Annotated in this window: 16 protein-coding genes and 1 pseudogene; 2 read left to right on the top strand and 15 right to left on the bottom strand. The window is 64.7% G+C overall.

Annotation, left to right across the window (positions count from 1 at the left end; translation table 11 throughout):
• Positions 1–23: 23 nt before the first annotated feature.
• Positions 24–245, bottom strand: a complete 222-nt coding sequence (locus tag GAS53_RS35380; protein ID WP_225859285.1) for a hypothetical protein — start codon at positions 243–245, stop codon at positions 24–26.
• A 262-nt stretch (positions 246–507) separates the two neighbouring features.
• Between GAS53_RS35380 and GAS53_RS35370 the strand changes: the two genes are divergently transcribed.
• Positions 508–954 carry a hypothetical protein gene (locus GAS53_RS35370; RefSeq protein ID WP_225859284.1) on the top strand — a complete coding sequence of 149 codons (447 nt, stop codon included), beginning with the start codon at positions 508–510 and terminating at the stop codon, positions 952–954.
• A 65-nt stretch (positions 955–1019) separates the two neighbouring features.
• Here the strand turns inward: GAS53_RS35370 and GAS53_RS35365 are convergent, their stop codons facing one another.
• The 4 genes from GAS53_RS35365 to GAS53_RS35350 all read right to left on the bottom strand — a co-directional run bounded on the left by GAS53_RS35365 (position 1020) and on the right by GAS53_RS35350 (position 10701).
• Positions 1020–4448, bottom strand: a complete 3429-nt coding sequence (locus GAS53_RS35365) for a DEAD/DEAH box helicase family protein (RefSeq protein ID WP_151481864.1) — start codon at positions 4446–4448, stop codon at positions 1020–1022.
• A gap of 76 nt (positions 4449–4524) precedes the next feature.
• Positions 4525–7959 (bottom strand): DEAD/DEAH box helicase family protein, encoded by a 3435-nt coding sequence (locus GAS53_RS35360; protein WP_151481863.1) that lies wholly within the window; start codon positions 7957–7959, stop codon positions 4525–4527.
• 25 nt (positions 7960–7984) lie between these two features.
• The gene (locus GAS53_RS35355; RefSeq protein ID WP_151481862.1) at positions 7985–9184 is read right to left on the bottom strand and encodes a restriction endonuclease subunit S; all 1200 of its coding nucleotides are present in this window, start codon (positions 9182–9184) and stop codon (positions 7985–7987) included.
• Complete coding sequence (locus tag GAS53_RS35350; protein WP_151481861.1) at positions 9181–10701, bottom strand: type I restriction-modification system subunit M; 1521 nt, start codon at positions 10699–10701, stop codon at positions 9181–9183. Before GAS53_RS35350 ends, GAS53_RS35355 begins: the two co-directional genes overlap by 4 nt.
• Before the next feature lie 303 nt (positions 10702–11004).
• On the opposite strand from GAS53_RS35350, the gene GAS53_RS35345 reads away from it, so the two are divergent.
• Positions 11005–11313, top strand: a complete 309-nt coding sequence (locus tag GAS53_RS35345; RefSeq protein ID WP_151481860.1) for an NIPSNAP family protein — start codon at positions 11005–11007, stop codon at positions 11311–11313.
• On the opposite strand, the gene GAS53_RS35340 is transcribed toward GAS53_RS35345, so the two are convergent.
• The 10 genes and pseudogenes from GAS53_RS35340 to GAS53_RS35310 form a co-directional block, all read right to left on the bottom strand.
• Entirely contained in the window at positions 11314–12243 is a 930-nt protein-coding gene (locus GAS53_RS35340) for a WD40 repeat domain-containing protein (protein WP_263974192.1), read from the bottom strand. It lies immediately after the preceding gene.
• Positions 12240–12611: a WD40 domain-containing protein gene (locus GAS53_RS56820; RefSeq protein WP_225859282.1), complete on the bottom strand. Its 372-nt coding sequence runs from the start codon at positions 12609–12611 to the stop codon at positions 12240–12242. The genes GAS53_RS35340 and GAS53_RS56820 overlap by 4 nt, the downstream gene beginning before the upstream one ends.
• Positions 12568–12717: a hypothetical protein gene (locus tag GAS53_RS57755; RefSeq protein ID WP_263974194.1), complete on the bottom strand. Its 150-nt coding sequence runs from the start codon at positions 12715–12717 to the stop codon at positions 12568–12570. The genes GAS53_RS56820 and GAS53_RS57755 overlap by 44 nt, the downstream gene beginning before the upstream one ends.
• Positions 12665–12889 carry an aldo/keto reductase gene (locus GAS53_RS57750; protein WP_263974191.1) on the bottom strand — a complete coding sequence of 75 codons (225 nt, stop codon included), beginning with the start codon at positions 12887–12889 and terminating at the stop codon, positions 12665–12667. The genes GAS53_RS57755 and GAS53_RS57750 overlap by 53 nt, the downstream gene beginning before the upstream one ends.
• A 49-nt stretch (positions 12890–12938) precedes the next feature.
• Positions 12939–13010 (bottom strand): annotated as a pseudogene (locus GAS53_RS57745) (hypothetical protein); the annotation flags it as partial.
• Positions 13011–13176: 166 nt separating this feature from the next.
• On the bottom strand, positions 13177–13776 hold the full coding sequence (locus GAS53_RS35330; RefSeq protein ID WP_225859281.1) for a hypothetical protein: 600 nt from the start codon (positions 13774–13776) through the stop codon (positions 13177–13179).
• Positions 13773–14384 (bottom strand): 3'-5' exonuclease, encoded by a 612-nt coding sequence (locus GAS53_RS35325; protein ID WP_151481858.1) that lies wholly within the window; start codon positions 14382–14384, stop codon positions 13773–13775. The genes GAS53_RS35330 and GAS53_RS35325 overlap by 4 nt, the downstream gene beginning before the upstream one ends.
• A gap of 18 nt (positions 14385–14402) precedes the next feature.
• Positions 14403–15581: a radical SAM protein gene (locus GAS53_RS35320; protein WP_151481857.1), complete on the bottom strand. Its 1179-nt coding sequence runs from the start codon at positions 15579–15581 to the stop codon at positions 14403–14405.
• A 36-nt stretch (positions 15582–15617) separates the two neighbouring features.
• On the bottom strand, positions 15618–16142 hold the full coding sequence (locus GAS53_RS35315; RefSeq protein ID WP_225859280.1) for a nucleoside-diphosphate kinase: 525 nt from the start codon (positions 16140–16142) through the stop codon (positions 15618–15620).
• Between the two features lie 158 nt (positions 16143–16300).
• Positions 16301–17170, bottom strand: coding sequence for a thymidylate synthase (locus GAS53_RS35310; protein ID WP_225859279.1), 870 nt, complete (start codon positions 17168–17170; stop codon positions 16301–16303).
• Between the last annotated feature and the right edge of the window lie 190 nt (positions 17171–17360).

Below are 17360 nucleotides of genomic sequence, written 5' to 3'. Positions count from 1 at the left end.
GTGTGCACCGTACCGGCAGGACGTCAGTGAGGGCGCTGTCCCTCCGGTCCGCGCAGCCGGGCAAGGAGATCGGCGATCTCGCGGGTCTCCTCATGGTCCTCGCCGAGGAGGACGCACATGTCCTCGTGGAGGGCGTCGAGGACCCCCTCGGCCTCGGCGCGGCGGCCTTCGGAGAAGAGGAGCACGCCGATACTGCGGCGCAGGTCGAGAGCGGTTTCGGAGGCGTCCCCGGCCGCGTCGGACACGACTTTCAAAAGCAGGTGGCGCAGGCTATGGAGACGACTCAGTCCGCAGTCTCGGACTTTGAGCGCCTGGGTGGGGACCCGCGGCTGACTACGATCATGCGCTATGCCAGGGCTGTAGGCATGGCAGTGGCGACGAAGGCGCACGTCGTGGACGCGTCGGGGCCGAGTAGGGATGCTTGGGAGCCTCTGAGTCACAAGGCTGAGCCTGTCCCGGTGGCAGGGAAGCGCCGAGGTGCTGCGTGGCACTACCCCGCTACACGAGGTGGCATCTCTGGAGGAGCTTCAGCAACTGGCTGAGCTGTTCGACATCGTTTACTACGAAGTGAGTGGCCGTAGAGCGGACGGATTTGACCTCGCGGGGGAGGACGCTGATGAGGCTTCTGACGATGATCGAGCCGACATCCAGCTGATGCAGCGGCTGGAGGGCGATCGTTTGGCCATTCGGACGCGCGCCCGGGTCGTGACATCGGAAGGGCGGCTTGTGGCGGACGTGGCTGCTGTGTTTCGGACGCCAGAACCTGTGATTGTCCCCGTGGTAATCGCAAGGCGCTTCGCGGAGGTCATCGCGACCCCAGTGACACGCCCCTATCTCAGGGAAGCGATCCATCAGTCCGCCGTGAAGCTGGGTATTGCGCCCCCGCTTCTCCCGATCCTAGATCTTGAAGACATCGGGCTCGTGCCTGCAGCCTCTCGGCTTGAGCAGCGGTAACCCAGGGCTAATACGCAAGGCGCGCTGCTCCGCTTGCCCAGCTGCTGTCGTCGCGCCATGGGACGCTACGACGCCTCCTCTGTCGGTACAGCCGTACTGTGTATCCCCTTCAGGATGTTCACGACGACGTTGATGTCCGCTTCCTCGAAGAGATCTTCGGGGCCCCCGGGAGCGATAGACGTGAACGGAGCCTCGTAGAGGTCTCCGGCGTCCATGCGTCCACGCTTGGCGAGGAAGTCGACGATCTGCTGAAGGAAATCGAGCTGACTGGCGGTCAGAGTGCGCTCTGCCTGGAATGAGTCGAAGGCAGCGGATGCCGTCTCCCGGTCCAGGCCAGTCAAGGACCGCATGAACAGTCCCAGAGTGCCGGACTTTTCCTTGACGCGTTCCAGTTCCGCGTCCGTCCCTATACCCGCTTCAATGAAGATCTCCTCCAGCTCGCTCAAGTCAGTAGCGGTGATCTGGCGGTTGCGACGGAGTTTCTGGATCGCGAGGTGGTCCTCGTGAGCGCGAAGATAGCGGCGGGCCTTCTGTGTAAATCGCTGCATATCGGTGCCCACCGTCATGCCGTGAAGATAGGCGACCGTCAGATCGCCGGTCTGCTCGTCGACGAAGTCGGTGTAGACGATGTTCCGCTTGCGACGTTCGATGAACTTCACCAGTGAGCGCAGATTGCGGCGCATACCCTCCAGCATCGGGAGGGTTACGTCCTGCCACCATATTTCCGCAGTCAGGTCTTCCAGTAGTTCATGCTGCTGCCGGATCACGGGGTGGCTGCTCTGGTCCAGCAAGGCAGACGCAATCTCCTGTACCCGGCTCATCAGCTGCGGGTACCTACGCTCCGCGTTGAGGTGCGCCAGTTGCAGGCGCAGGACCAATAGGTCGAAGCGCTTGGCTTCCTCGCCATGGTCGTGCTCTCGGAACTGGCTTGGCAGACCGGCGAGCGAGCCGGTCAGCTCAGCGTGCGCTTCCTCGGTGACCCGGTGCCAGTTCGCAAAGTCGGCGTACACCATGACTTCCCGCCGGTGGGGCCGTACCAGGAAGTTATCCGTGTTCATCCCTGCAACTTCGGCTTGGAGCCGTTGGGCGGTCTCATGACGCAGGCCGGCCTCGCTCTGAGTGCCATCGGTCTGAGCGGGAGTCTCGTCCGGGGTGACCGGAGAGTCCGGCTTGCGTTGATCGAGACCAAAGAGAAGGTCAACGCGGTGCTGGAACAGCTGCTCGCTGAGTGAAGGATGTAGCTTCCCTTCGGCCTTCATCAGATCAAGGTTGAAGAACTCTACGTTCCGGCACAGGTCGAAGACCCGGAAGCTGTCCTTGTCCCTGCCGGGTCCGTGCAGATCGGCGCACAGGCGGGTACCGCGGCCGACCATTTGCCAGAACTTCGACTGGGAGCGGACCAGTTTGAAGAAGACCAGATTGACGACCTCGGGTACGTCGATGCCGGTGTCCAGCATGTCGACGGAGATCGCGATGTGCGGGGCCTTCTCCTTCTGGGAAAACTTGTCGATCAGGTCCTCGGCGTAGTCCTGGCGGTGCGTTATGACCTGGGCGAACGTTCCCTGTTCCTCCGGGTAGTTGGCGTTGAAGCGGTCAGCGATGTGCTGAGCGTGTCTCTCGTTCTTCGCGAAGATGATGGTCTTGCCGAGCCGGTCCCCGCCCGCGACCTTCAGACCATGGGTCATCAGGGTTTCCAGGGCCTTGTCGACGGTGTCGTCGTTGAACAGGTACTTGTTGACCTCTTCGGAGTTCACGGAGTCAGGGACGCGGCCCTCGTCGTCCCACTCCAGTTCATCCCAGCGTTCCTTCTCATCAGGGGGGAGGTCGGCGTATCTGATGCCTTCGCGGGGGAACTTGAGAGGGACCTCAACGGCTTCTGCCGGAACGAGATACCCCTCCTTTACGGCTTCGTCGAGGCCGTAGACGTCGGTTGGAACGCCGTTCTCCAGGTGGAAGCGGCGGTAGGTGTTGCGGTCGACTTCGTCCTTCGGTGTGGCAGTCAGGCCGACGAGGAGCGAGTCGAAGTAATCGAAGATCGCGCCGTACTTCTGATAGATCGAGCGGTGCGCCTCATCGACGATGATCAGGTCGAAGTACCCGGGACTAAAGAGCCGTCGATCGCCCTCCGTCTGGTTGATGAGGCCCATCATCGTCGGGTACGTGGAGACGAAGACTCGTCCCGCCGGGTTCTTCTCCTTCAGGAGATTCACGGTGGGCACGTGCGGCAGATGTTCCCCAAACGCGGTGGCAGCCTGCTTGACCAGGACCTTACGGTCGGCCAGGAACAGGATCCGCTTCGCCCAGTTTGCGCGCATCAGCTGGTCGACGAGCCCGATCACGGTGCGGGTCTTGCCAGCCCCTGTCGCCATCACCAACAGAGCATGACGCTGGTGCTGTTCGAAAGCCTCTCCGATCCGGCGGATCGCTCGTGCCTGATAGTGGCGCCCGGCGATCTCGGAGCTGATGGAGACCCCCGCGAGGGCTTGTCGGCTGGAGCGCCGCTGCACGAGGAGGCGCAGTTCGTCCTTGGTGTAGAAGCCCTGGATCTCGCGCGGGGGGTACTGCAGGTCATCCCAGACACGGGTCTGATAGCCGTTGGTACAGAAGATGACCGGCCGCTGGTTGTAGACCACCTCCAGGCAGTCCGCGTACAGCTTCGCCTGGTGCTGGCCCTCGACGGCATTGCGGGTGGTGCTCTTGGCCTCGACCAGGCCGAGCGGCTTACCGTCGTCGTCCCAGAGCACGTAGTCGACATGCCCGCGCTCGGAGATGTTGGGCATACCAGTGACGGGGAACTCGCGATCGTTCTGCCCGTCCAGGGGCCAGCCGGCCTCCTTCAAGAGGAGGTCGATGATCAGTTCTCGGGTCTGGCGCTCGTTGTAGTCGTGGGTGTCTGGCAGCGCGGAGTTGGCGGCCTTGGCGGCCTTGATCTCCTTGCGGAGTGCGACGATCGCGGCGTCGAGTTCTTCCGCATCCAGGGAGTCGGCCCAGGCGGCGGTCTGTTCCTCGGTGAGCTGGGCCAGTTGGCGCAGCGATTCCCGCGACTGCTTCTGTACGCCGACGCCACTCGGGACAAGCGCTTCGTCGAAGGTCAACCCCGGGGCAGGCGCGTTCCCGGGTGACAGGGCGTAGCGGCGGGCGATCCAGAAGAGCGTATGGAACAACTCGTCCAGGATCGTCAAGGCGTCTTGCGATGTGACGGCGCTTGAGCCGTGCACCGCCTCGTTGCCCTGGATGCGGATAGCGTCCATCTTGGCCTGTAGGGCCGAGCCGACCATGGTCACCATGGCCGGTTTCTTGATCATTCCGTCGAGGTTTTTGGGCGGCTTGGGGAGGCTGTCATCGGCCGTGTAGACCCACTGCAGCGCAACCTCCAAGGTGCGCCGCGCGTAGATGCATGCCGCTCGGGGATCAGCATGGGCGTACCTCTCGGCCTGCACCGCTTCGGCGTGGACCTCCGGCCACTCAGCCTTAAGGAACAGGAAATTGCCCATGGACCGGTCCTTCCCCGGGATCGTCAACTGAACGAATCCTTCCACAAGTTGGGCGGGAAGGCCGGGGGTTACATGTCTATGACACTCGGTCCATCGGGATCGCGGTACCGCGGATGGCATCCAGGATGGTGACGACCGTGTCGACGTCATCCTCGTCGAAAATGTCCTCCGGCCCTGTAGGCGCCAGGGCATTGAACGGCGCTTCGTAGAGGTCCCCGGCATCCATGAGGCCGCGCCGGGCGAGGAAGTCGACGATCTGCTGGAGGAAGTCCAACTGCTCGGAGGTGAAGGTTCGGCCGGACTGGAACTGGTCGAAGGCGGCAGTCGCGTCCTGGCGGTCCAGGCCGACCAAGGTCCGCAGAAAGAGGCCGAGCCCGCCGGCCTCCTGCTTGGCCCGCTCCAGGTCGGCGTCGGTGCCGATGCCCTCTTCGAGGAAGATGCGTTCCAGTTCGCCTAGGTCGGTCGCGGTGATCTGCCGGTTCCGGCGCAGTTTCTGCACGGCGAGCTGATCTTCGTGCTTGCGCAGGTAGGCGCGGGCCTTCTGCTGGAAGCGCGACCACTCGGTGCCGAGGGCTACGCCGCGCAGCTCGGTGGCGGTGATCTCGCCGAGCTCGTCCTCGAAGTCGGTGTAGACGATGATGCGGGTCTTGCGGGGGATCAGTTTCACCAGACTCCGGATGCGGCGGCGCATGGTCTCCAGCATGGGCAGCGTCACATCCTGCCACCAGGCGTCCCCGGCCATCTCGTCGAGGAGCTGTTGTTGTACGCGGATGGCGGGGATGGTGGTCTGGTCGAGGAGCGCGGAGGCGATCTCCTGGGCCTGGGTACGGAGCCGGTCCCAGCCAGGTTCGGCGTTCAGCTGCGTGAGCTGTAGGCGGAGGGTGAGGAGGTCGAACCGCTTGGCTTCCTCGCTCATGTCGTCGTCGCGGTACTGGGTGGGCAGCGCGGCCAGGTGGTCGATGATCTCGGCGTGCACTTCGGGGGTCATGCGACGCCAGTTAGCGAAGTCGGAGTAGATCTCGACCTGCTGGCGGTGCGCGCGGACCAGGAAGTTGTCCGGAGTCATATTCTCCACCATGTGATGGAGGTGATGGGCGACGGCCGAGCGTAGACCGGCTTCTGTGCGCGTGCCCTCTGGATCGTCTTCAGAGACGTCAGCGGTGAGGTCTGGGTGGTGCTGATCCAGGCCGAGCAGCAGGTCGGCGCGGTGCTGGAAGAGCCGCTCGCCGAGCGACGGGGTTAGCCGTCCCTCGGCCGGCATCAGGTCCTGGTTGAAGAACTCTACGTTCTGGCACAGGTCGAAGACCATGAACTCGGTTTTGTGTCGTCCCGGCCCGAAGAGGTCCGGGCACAGGCGGGTGCCGCGGCCGATCATCTGCCAGAACTTCGATTTAGAGCGGACCAGTTTGAAGAAGACCAGGTTGACGACCTCGGGTACGTCGATGCCGGTGTCCAGCATGTCGACGGAGATCGCGATGTGCGGGTCCTTCTCCTTCTGAGAGAACTTGTCGATCAAATCTTGGGCATAATCGTACTGATACGTGATGACTCGCGCGAAGTCACCGTGATACTCGGGATAGTTAGCGTTGAAACGCTCGGCGATGTAGTCGGCGTGCGCGTTGTTCTTCGCGAAGATGATGGTCTTGCCGATCCGGTCCCCACCCGCGACCTTCAGGCCGTTGGTCATTAGGGCTTCCAGGGCCTTATCGACGGTGTCAGCATTGAAGAGATATTTGTTGAGTTCCTCGGAGTTCACCGAGTCGGGGACGCTGCCCTCGTCGTCCCACTCCAGCTCGTCCCAACGCTCCTTATCCTCTTCGGACAGGTCGGCATACCGTATGCCCTCGCGCTGGAACTTCAACGGCACATCCACGGTGCGTGGCGGCACGAGGAATCCCTCGTCTACGGCCTCGTCGAGGCCGTAGACGTCGGTAGGGACGTTATCTTCAAGGTGGAAGCGGCGGTAGGTGTTCCGGTCGACTTCATCCTTCGGCGTGGCGGTCAGGCCGACGAGGAGCGAATCGAAGTAATCGAAGATCGCGCCGTACTTCTGATAGATCGAACGGTGTGCTTCGTCGATGACGATCAGATCGAAGTAGCCGGGGCCGAACACCCGCAGGTCGTCACTGGTCTCGTCGATCAGTCCCATCATGGTCGGGTACGTGGAGACGTAGACCCGAGCCTCTGGGTTCTTCTCTGTCAGCAAGTTGATTGTCGGCACGCCGGGCAGATGCTGTTTGAAAGCGTTGGTGGCCTGCGTTACCAGAGCCTTGCGGTCGGCGAGGAAGAGGATGCGCTTGGCCCAGTTCGCACGGATCAGCTGGTCAGCCAGGCCGATGATGGTGCGGGTCTTGCCGGCGCCGGTTGCCATGACCAGCAACGCCTGGCGCTGCAAGTCCCGCTCGAAAGTCTCACCGATCCGCCGAATGGCACGAGTCTGGTAATGCCGTCCGGCGATCTGCTCGTTGATCCGCACCCCGACGAGCGCCTGGCGGCTGGCACGCCGCTGGATGAGGAGGCGCAGCTCGTCCTTGGTGTAGAAGCCCTGCACCTCGCGCGGCGGATAGCGCAGGTCGTCCCAGAGGTGAGTCTTGTAGCCGTTGGTGTAGAAGATGACGGGCCGCTGCCCATACATGTTCTCAAGGCAGTCGGTGTACAGCTTCGCCTGCTGCTGTCCCTTGGTGGCATCGTGTGTGGTTCGCTTGGCTTCGACCACGGCCAATGGCTTGCCGTCGTCTCCCCATAGGACGTAGTCCACGAACCCGGTGCCGGATCCATAGGGCATCCCGGTGACCTCGAACTCCCGGTCACGCGGCTGGTCGAGGGCCCATCCGGACTCCTTGAGGAGGAGGTCGATGATGAGGTGACGGGTCTCGGTCTCGTTGTAGTTGTGCGTATCGGGCTGAGCAGCGTTGACCGTCTTGGCAGCATCTATCTCCGCCCGCAGATGCGCGATCTCCGCGTCCTTGTTGGCGTCCCGCTCAAGAGCGGCAGCGAGCTCGGCGTCTTGCTTTGCGTACTTCTCGGCCTGCGACTTGAGTTCGGCCTGCTTCTGTAGGCGCACCGAGGCAGGGAGGGGGCGCGGGATGACCGTCTGGTCGAAGGCCAGACCAGCGGCAGGGAGGTCAGTGGCGTCGCGGGAGTAGTGCCGAGCAATCCAGTACATGACGTGGAACAACTCAGCGAGAACCTTGACGGAGTCATTCGGAGCCACCGCGGCAGAGCGATGCACAGCCGCATTACCCTGCCGGCGGATGATGTCCATCTTCGTCCGGATCGCCGGACCGACGAGGTTCACCATCGTCGGCTCGGCGATCATCGCAGCCAGGTCATTGTTGTAGGGCAACCTGAGCTTGCTGTCCGCCCGGTACAGCCACGTGACCGCGAGTTCAAGGGCGCGCCGTGAGTAGAAACATGACGCGCGCGGGTCCGCGATGGCGATCCGCTCGGCGTGCGCGGCCTCGGCGTGAAGGTCGGGCCACTCGGCCTTTAGGAACCCGAAGTTGCTCACGCGGTGTACCCCCTCCGAGCGGTAGTTACGGCTTCGATTGCTCGACGAGATCGTTCTGCAGCTCCCCGCGGAACGCGCGGTGCTGCACGGCCGCGAAGAGTGTGTCTAGCTCTGCAAGGTGAGAGCGGTGGATGTGCCTAAAGGACTCGATTTTATGAGTCAGTGCTGCAAATTTTTGCTGCAATTTCAGTGGCGGCTGAGCAATAGAGACGCCTTGAATTTCGCGTGCGTTAATATTCGCCATACCTACAATACTCTTGCACATGTTGCGAAGTACCCGCTTTGCGTATCCCGTGTTCAGGAAGGCGGAAACGTACTCTGGGTCATTTTCCTTGTTCGTGCGAAGTCGCACGAGGTACCCGGCGTAGGCCAGAGGGTCAGAGCCGCGATAGACAGCAGTCTTCCCTACGAGTTCGGGGCTGTTCGTCCTATTGAATAGGATGTCGCCAGCGTAGACGAGATAGCGCTCGCTCACGGAATCTCGCTGCATGTATTTCAAATTTGCAAGATCGACGCTTCCTGTGATAGTCACATTGTTCATGCGGAGCACCGGAAGATCTCCGGCAAGGTCAGCTTTCGCGCTCGTCCCGTATGAAGCTGATTCGAGGAGGTCGCCGATCACCTTCATCGGCCACCCCTTCGGGTTCCGCGAAGGATCACCGAACAGATCGATAAAGATAGATCGGGCGAGATCGTCAAGGAGGGTGATAGCCGCCCGGCGTTTGGCGCGCAGTTTGTCGATATGGTCGAGAATGTCAATGACTCTTTCTTGATACTCCAAGCTGGGGAGGGGGACGGGGAGAGACTTGAGAATGCTGGAGTTGATGTTGATCTGGGCAACGCCTTGCGCTTTCCCCTCCAGAGTAGCGACGATGCTATCCAGGTATCGGCGCAGGTATGCTGGATTAAGTTTTTGCGCGTCGATTGGAGTCAGGCCGGCGATTGCCTGATTCGTCGTTGCGTCGACTTCAAGAACCGCTGTGCGTCCAATGGTGGCGAAGATGGAGATGAGGACTGTTCCTGCGGGGAAGAGCTTAGCGGAGCTATTCCGCATCCCTAGCTGAGTGATCTTCTCTTCGGTGTCGGTAATGTTTCCCTGTAGCATATCGCCGATCTTCACCCACGGAATGTCTCCGTTGAAGTGATCGGGGTTTGCGCGAGCGGGAGTCCCGCCGGATCTGACCGTACAGAGGCTCCCTAGGGAAAATTCAGGCCAGATGCTCACGCCAGCCGTCCCTTCAGGTCGAACATGCCCTGTTGGATTTCTGCCTCAATCTTGGCGAGCTCATCCATGATGTCGGCTGGAGTACGGTGTTCGACTTCATCGTGGATGATTTCCTTGTAGCGGTTCAGGCTCAGGTCGTAACCCTGTGCTGCGATGTCCCCCCTCGGGACGCAGAAGCTCTGCTCGGTCCGTTGCCGCTTTCGCTCGGTCCCGTTGCGCTGCACCCAACGCGCCAGTACATCCGGCAGATTGTTCTTCGCATGCTCTGCCTCGTTCAGAGGCCCTCCCGTCGGGATGGCGCCGAGCTTGTCTTCGGAGAGGAGGGGCGTGCGTTTGTCGTCGAGGCTCAGGCCATCCGCCAAGACGTCGTAGAACCACACATCATCTGTGCCGCCGCTGTCTGTCCTTGTGAAGAACAGGATGGCTGTGGATACCCCTGCGTACGGCTTGAAGACACCGCTCGGGAGCTTGACCACGGCGTCTAGTTTGTGATCCTCCACTAGCATCCGGCGAAGTTCCTTATGCGCCTTCGACGATCCGAACAGTACGCCGTCCGGGACGATGACGGCAGCGCGGCCACCTGGCTTGAGGAGTCGAAGGAACAGCGCTAGGAACAGCAGCTCGGTCTTCTTTGTCTTAACCACCGCTTGCAGGTCCTTGGCAGTCGCCTCGTAGTCGAGGCTTCCAGCGAAGGGTGGGTTAGCAAGAATCAACGAATATTTGTCAGACTCGGCAGCTGCACTTTCGGCCAGGGAGTCCCGGTACCGGATGTCTGGGTTCTCAACGTCGTGCAGCAGCATATTCATACTGCCGATCCGCAGCATGGTGCTGTCGAAGTCGAAACCGTGGAACATGCTGTTATTGAAGTGCTGTCGCTGCTCGGCTCCCAGCAACGCATCCCTGTGAGTGCGACTGACGTACGCGGCTGACTCCACGAGGAAGCCCGCGGTGCCGCATGCCGGGTCGCAGATCTCGTCCCCGGGACCCGGTGCTGTCATCTCGACCATCAGCTCGATGATGTGCCGAGGTGTGCGGAACTGGCCGTTCTGGCCAGCGGCCGCGATCTTGCTGAGCATGTACTCGTACAGGTCGCCCTTCGTGTCCCGCTGGGCAAGCGGGATGTCGTCGAGCATGTCGACGACCTTGGCGAGGAGCGCAGCGTTCTGGATCGTGAACCGGGCGTCCCTCATGTGCTGTGAGTACGTCGAGCCTTCGCCACCCAGCTCACGCAGGAACGGGAACACCTCATCAGCGACGATGTCCCGCATGCGCGCCGGGGCCTCGTTGGTGAAGTGAGACCAGCGCAGCAGCTGCTTGTCGTCGGGGAAGATCGGGTTCTCGATCGGCTTGCTGGTGCGGGCGGCCTTCCGTTCCTTGGCGGTCTGGATGTCGTCCAGACGCCGGATGAACATCAGGAAGGTGATCTGCTCGATGACCTCCAACGGGTTGGAGATGCCACCTGACCAGAAGGCGTCCCAGACGCGGTCGATCTTGCTCTTCAGCTCACCAGTAATCACAGCCGTGAGGTTACTGGAACCCACTGACACCGGATGGCAGGGCGATGATTTCCCATCCGGCAGCGCGGGACCACCTACACCTCGAAGGTGACGGATGGTGATGTCACGGTTGCAAAGTGTCGGCGTGTTGCGAGGCCGCCAGATCCCCCGCGGGCAGGGTGCGGCCCAGGGCACGACCTCGATGAGAGTGGGTGCCCTGACCCGGTCAAATCAAAGCCGTTCGGAGAGATCTTGGCACCTACCGCTGGCCACGCTTCCGCACGTACTCTGCGATCCGAGAGCTACGACTCGGGAGGCACCCGTATGCCCAAGACCACCCAGTTGCGCACCTACACCGTCCGGGAGGGCATGCTCGATGAGTGGGTGGAGCGGTGGCGTGCGGAAATCGTGCCGCTGCGCTTGGAGTTGGGCTTCTCCATTGGTGGCGCCTGGGTGGACCGCGAGCGCAATCAGTTCGTGTGGCTCATCTCCTACGAGGGCCCGGAGACGTTCGCTGACCGCAACGTGCTCTACTGGGCTTCGCCGGAGCGCAAGGCGATGAATCTCGACCCGGACGAGTACCTGGTGCACACCGACGACCGCACAGTCGAGACGGTCGAGCCGCAGTTGTGATCACGGGGCCAGCGGCAGCATGTGGTGTCGCCGCTCGTCGTCGCTGAGGACGCGGAACACCCGGCCGCGAGCGCCCGCCTCCAAGCGATCGAAGTCGGGGTCGGCGGGCCACACGCGGGCGGTGCCGTCGAAGGATGCGGTGAGCAGGCGCGTGCCGTCCCGGGACCAGGCGGCCGAGGCCACCTTGTCCTGGTGCACGCCCACGATGGCGATCTCCTCGAAAGTGGCGGACGACCAGATGCGCACCGTGCGGTCGTCGGAACCGGTGGCGATGAGCCGACTGTCCGGGGACCAGTCGATGGAGCGCACCCGTCCCTCATGGCCCTTGAGGATCTCGATGCGGCGGCCCGTTGCCGTGTCCCAGACAGCGGCCGTCCAGTCCCCGGAAGCGGTGGCGATGCGCTGTTCGTCGGGTGACCAGGCGACGTCGTCGACGTAGTTGTCGTGACCGCGGAGCACGGTGAGTTGTCGGCATTCGGCAACGTCCCAGAGCCGGCACGTACGGTCGTCCGAAGCGCTGGCCAGCAGGCGGCCGCTGGAGGACCAGGCGATGCGGCCGATCCAGTCCTGGTGCCCTGTCAGGGAAGTTAGCTCCGCCCCGGCTTGGGACGACCAGACCCACACCGTGCCGTCGTGGTCCCCGGTGGCGATGCGGCTGCCGTCGGAGGACCAGGCGACCGACTCGACGACGGCTCCCCGGTGGTCGAGGTCGCTGGCCTGGTTCGCCTGGACGATGCGGAAGACGCCGTCGTTGGTGCTGAGGGCCAGTCGGTCGTCGAGCGGTGAGAACGCGGCGTTCCATACGCGGTCTGCCTGTTCGACCACAGGGCCGGACAAGGCGCCTGTGGCGGCGTCCCAGACTCGGACCGTTCCGTCGTCCGATGCGGTGGCGATGCGGGTGTCGTCGCGAGACCAGGCCGCCTGGTTCACGGGTCCGCGGTGCCCGTCGAGCGCAGGTTTTCGGCGCCCCGCGGCCGCAGGTCCCATACGCGTCCGGTGCCGTCGGTGGAGCTGGTCGCGAGCCGGTCGCCCGATGGGGACCACGTCACTCCCCAGACTGTGTCGGTGTGGCCGCGCAGGACGGCGACGACCTTCGCGTCCCGGGCGTCGACGATCCGCACGGTTCGATCAGAGGAAGCCGAGGCGAGCAGCTGCCCGTCGGGCGACCAGGCGATGTTCCAGACGTAGTCCGTGTGGCCGCGCACCAGGAGCCGCAGTGCGCCGTTGTCCGCGTCGAAGATCCGCACCGTGTGGTCACCGGAGCCGGATGCGGACGCAGTAGCCGAGGGCCGGATCATTGGGCTCGGCTCTGTTGAGGGGGTTCTGGACGGCCGCGACCACGATCGCCTTCTCAGCTGCTCTGATCTGGTCGACGCCGACCTTCGAGAGACCGATGTGGCCGATCTTTCCCGCGAGTTGGAGGGCGCGGAGTTCGCCGACCTGGTCTTCGAGGGGGGACAGTCGGGTCGACGCGGTGCAGGTAGCAGAGGTCGAGTCGCTCGACGACGAGGCGGCGGAGGCTCGCTTCGACGGCCGTGCGCAGGTACTCGGGGGTGGCCGAGCGGGCGCCAGACATCCGGGGCCGGGCGGGTCAGGCCGACCTTGATGGCCAGCAGAAGCTCCGGCGGATACGGGTACAGGGCCGTGTGGATCAGAGTCTCGGCGGTGTGCGAGCCGTAGGCGTCCGCAGTGTCGATGTACGTGATGCCGTGTACGTGGACGGCCTCGCGCAGGACGCGGGTTGCCGTGGCCAGGTCCTCCGGCCAGCCCCAGATGTTGGGCCGGTGAGACGCATCGTGCCCAGGCCGAGGCGGGAGACCGGTTTGCCCGCGATCGGGATCAGGCCGCCGGATGGCGCTGCGCTCATGCTGCGCCCGCCATGGTCAGGGCGAGGCGGATTGCGTCGCCGCGCGAGGTGTCGTCGTTCGTGACGAGTACGTGGCCGAGCTCCAGGGTGCCGAGGATCTTGTGGGTGTGGTCGTCGACGAGTTGGCGGAAGTCCGGATTGTGGTCGTGGCCCTGTGCGCCGGTGAGGGGCTCGTCCGGGTCGAGGACCGTGGCGAGCAGGAGGTCGTACGGGGTGGAGAGGGCTGTGACCAGGGTCTGCAGGCGGTTCATGGTCTCGGGTGGGGCCTTCTCGCCGCGGTGTTCCAGGGCCGCCGTGTAGTACGCGAGCGCCGCCGGGGCCGCGCAGTCGGCGAGGACGACTTCAGCGCGTACGGTCGCCGCGAGTTCCTGGGCGACGCCCGCCGTGATGATCCACTCGGTGGAGAGGGCCGTGTGCCGGGTCATCTTGGGCAGGCCGAGGAAGGCGGCGCATTTGCCGAGGCCGCTGACGCGGAGGGCGGACGTGCCGAGGGCGCGCAGTTCCATCTCGATGCGGCGCATCAGGGTGCTCTTGCCGGTGGCGTACGTGCCGACGATGCCGATGCGGACGGCGGCTGTGACTGGGGCTGGGGTCACCACAGTGTGGGCTCCTGTTCTGGTTCTGGTTCTGGGGCGCCGGGGAGGCCCGGAGGGACGGCTGCGGCGGTGAGTTCGGGCCAGGTCTCGTATCGGTCGGTCATGGTGAGGAGGAGCGCGGCCGCCGCGAATGCGTCGTACGTCGCGCGGTGGCGCTGGGCGGGTGCCCCGGTCAGGTCGAGGCGGGCGTAGTCGATCAGCGCGTCGAGGGTGTGCGCGGGTGCGTCCCGGTACGTGGCGCGGGCCAGGCGCAGGGTGTCCAGAACGCCGGTCGGCCGCCAGTCCGGGAGGTGGCGGGCCAGGACGCGGTAGTCGACGTGGGCGTTGTGGGCGCAGATCCAGGCGTCGGCGAGGAACCCCTGTACCTCGTCAGCGACTTCGGTCCAGGGTGGGCAGGTGGCCAGGCGGTCGTTCGTCAGACCGTGGACCTTCGTGGCGAACGGGGTGACGGGGACCGGCGGGCGGATCAGCCAGGCGCCGGCCGTGGTCGTGTCCGGGCGGCCGTCGCGGATGGGGAGGGCGGCGAGCTCGACGAGGTCGGGTGGGTTCGCGCCGTTGCCCTCGACGTCGACGACGAGCAGGCGGTCGGGCCAGGCGGTGGGGATCACGGGAGGCTCCGTAAGTTGTCAGGCGGGCGCCGACCAGCCGATGTCGGCGCGGCCGTGTCGGCGGTGGTGGTGCGGCTTCGCGCGGTCGTGGCACTGGTAGCCGAAGCCGTGCTGGAGGTAGTAGCGCGGCTGTTCGTCCAGGCCCTCGACGATGATGGCGCGGTCGGTCACCTCGATGTCCCCCGTCGCGCCGAGTGCACGCGCTTCGCGGGTGGCCTCGACGGCGTGCGGCTTGCGGAACGCGGTGGCGCAGCGGCTGAGTTGGGCCGTCGGGCAGATGTCGCAGAGTTCGCGGATGCCGTAGTGGCCGTTGTAGTCGGCCTCGCCGTGGGCGTACGCGATTCCGCAGCTCGTCTTGCGGAAGAGCGGGCCGTACGGCGCTTCGGCGTCGGTGGGGTTGTGGAAGTGGTCGAGGATTCGCCGCTCCGACTCCTCCGGCATGATCTTGCGTCGAGCTGTGTCCTCGTACGGGAGGGGAAGGCCGTTGGCCTCGTAGTACGCGGCGATCTCGTCGCGGAAGAACAGGCCGGTGAAGACGGTCGTGTGCGCGTGCTCGGCGAGTTCGCGGGCCTGCTGCAGGTGAGCGTCGGTGTCGTTGAGGCCGGGGACGATCGGGCGCCAGTACAGGACCGTGCGGTAGCTCTCGGCGTGGGCGTACAACGTGCGGAGGCTGGCCGCGGCGATCGACGAGTCGACCGGCTCGATGCGTGAGTCGTCGATACCGGAATGAGTGACCAGGACCGTCAACTTGATGTTCCGGAAGCTGTTGAGGACCGCACAGTCCTCGGCGGACACGCGCCAGCGGGTGATGACGAGGACGTGGTTCGTCAGGCCCTGGTCGTCGAGGAGCCGGAGCACGTTGAAGGTGTGCGGCTTGACGACCGGGAGCATGGGGTCGGTGGCGCGGTTGAACAGCTGCAGTGGGGTGCGATGGGGGCGGAAGTAGCGGTGGCCGGTGAGCGCGGCGACGGCCTCCTCATCGGTCATCAGGGCGCGCGGCGTCTTCATCTCGAAGTTGTCGAAGAGGTGGCGCACGCAGTAGCCGCAGTCGAGGGGGCATCCGACGACGTGGTTCAGGGAGAGGCCGGACTTGCGGTACTCGATCACCTCGGTCAGTTCGGGTTTCAGTCCGGCGGCCTGCTCGACGGTGAGCAGGGGGAGCGGGCGGCGGGTGAGTGCGGATGTGGGGATCGACATGACGGCCTCCGTGAAGGCTCAGAGGATTCGGGAAGTTCAGGGGGCGAGCAGGTGATGGCTCCGTGCGCCGTACCAGATGCCGAAGTCGCGGCGGGTGGAGGCCGCGTCGTCGGAGGAGTGGATGAGGTTCTCGATGAGCCGGCCCTCGGCACGGGCGGTGACGAGGCTGTCGGTGCCGAGGTCGCCGCGAAGGGTGCCCTTCGCGGCCTGGGCCGGGTCGAAGTGGCCGAGCAGTGCGCGTACGAGGTGCGGCGTTCCGACTGGCCCATGAGCCAGGGCGACGGTGACCTGACGGCCGACGTACATCTCGTGGAGGACGGCCGGAATGGCCACGTCGAACCAGTCCGCGCCGACGAGCAGGTCCCAGTAGTGGACGTGGATCTGCCAGGCGGACACGGTCAGGTCGTGACGGCCGAGTACTGGTACCACCGCCGCGATGCGCTCAAGGACCGTGTCGACGAGGCCGCGGCGCACACAGTCGGGCTTGAGGACGATCACGCTCCAGCGGTCCCAGTCGACGCCGGTGAGAACGTCGCCGACCGCTGCGGGACGGCGGCTCACCGGGCCGCTTCGAGGCCGCGTGGCATGCGCGACGGCCAGCGGTGGGCGAGCTGCCAGCGCGGGCCCGAGTCGAGGGAGGCGAGGACGTCCGGTTCGACGGGGTCGGCGGGGCAGTGGACGAGCTGCCGCTTCGCCTCGAAGAGGAGCAGGACCTGCTGCTAGTACGGGGGCAGGCTGAGCCCGGCGATGTCCGCGGGCCGGTACTGGACCTGGTTGGTGCGCAGCGCCTCCTCGTGCTTGAGCACGGTGGCGATGGTCTCCGCAGTCGTGTCGTCGGGCATCGGCGGGAACGGAAAGCGCGGGGCGGAGGGACGGCGGGTCTCCTCCGCTTCCGCGAGTACGCGCTGCACGCGGTCGAAGTCCCGGTCACCGATGTGCGCCGAGCCGATGTGGTGCGTGTACGTGCCGAGTTTCAGGCCGAGTTGGACGGCCGCGAACTCCTGGATCATCGTGAAGGAGAACACGTCGGCGAGCAGTCCGCGGTCGCAGTCGTTGGCCCGCATGTACGTGATCATGTGCAGGCGGCGTTCGCGCACGAGGAGATGGAGCGCGACCGCGCACGATACGTCGGGGTTGTCGGTGACGGCCAGCTCGCGCGTCTCGAAGATCGGCAGCAGGCCGCGTTTGCTGTCCGCCTCGGTGCGTAGGAGATCCAGGACGCGGTCGAACGGTGAGACGGTGTCGTCGCCGGTGGGGTTGAACATCCGGGATCCGTATGCGGAGCCGTTGATGGTCGTCCCGTCGCGGGAGTCGGATCCCATGTGTGGCGCGTAGTACGCGATCATGTCGAGGTCGTCGCGGCCGGCCAGGTACCAGAGGGCCTCGGCGAAGTGGAAGATCGGGTTGATCCTGCGTGCGGCCAGGTAGGGCAGCCGCTCGCGCGGGTCGGTGAGTTGGAAACTCAGACCGAGGCACTCGCGGGCGGCGTTGCCTCGGGGCGCGTTGCGGTACTGGTGGTTGCGTACGACGTGGCCGAGGACGTCGACATACGCCTGCTCGAAGCAAGGGTAGACGGGCGGTGCGAGCACAAGGGACCTCCAGCGGTCGACGGATAGCGCCCGGTGCCCGGCTGCGGGGGAGCTTCACTTCGGCCGGGCACCGGGAGGGCAGGGAGCCCAGGAAGAGCCTTGTGACGGCGGGGTGGCGGCGGTACGCCGCGCCTCCGCCGTTTGTCCGCCGTTTCGTGGTGGCGAAGGGGCGGAGGCGCGGCGTACCGCC

It is taken from the genome of Streptomyces albicerus, assembly GCF_008905045.1.
GTDB classification, from domain to species: Bacteria; Actinomycetota; Actinomycetes; order Streptomycetales; family Streptomycetaceae; genus Streptomyces; species Streptomyces albicerus.
The sequence above is the reverse complement of the archived record's forward strand: the minus strand, read 5'-3'. Positions and strand labels throughout refer to the sequence as shown.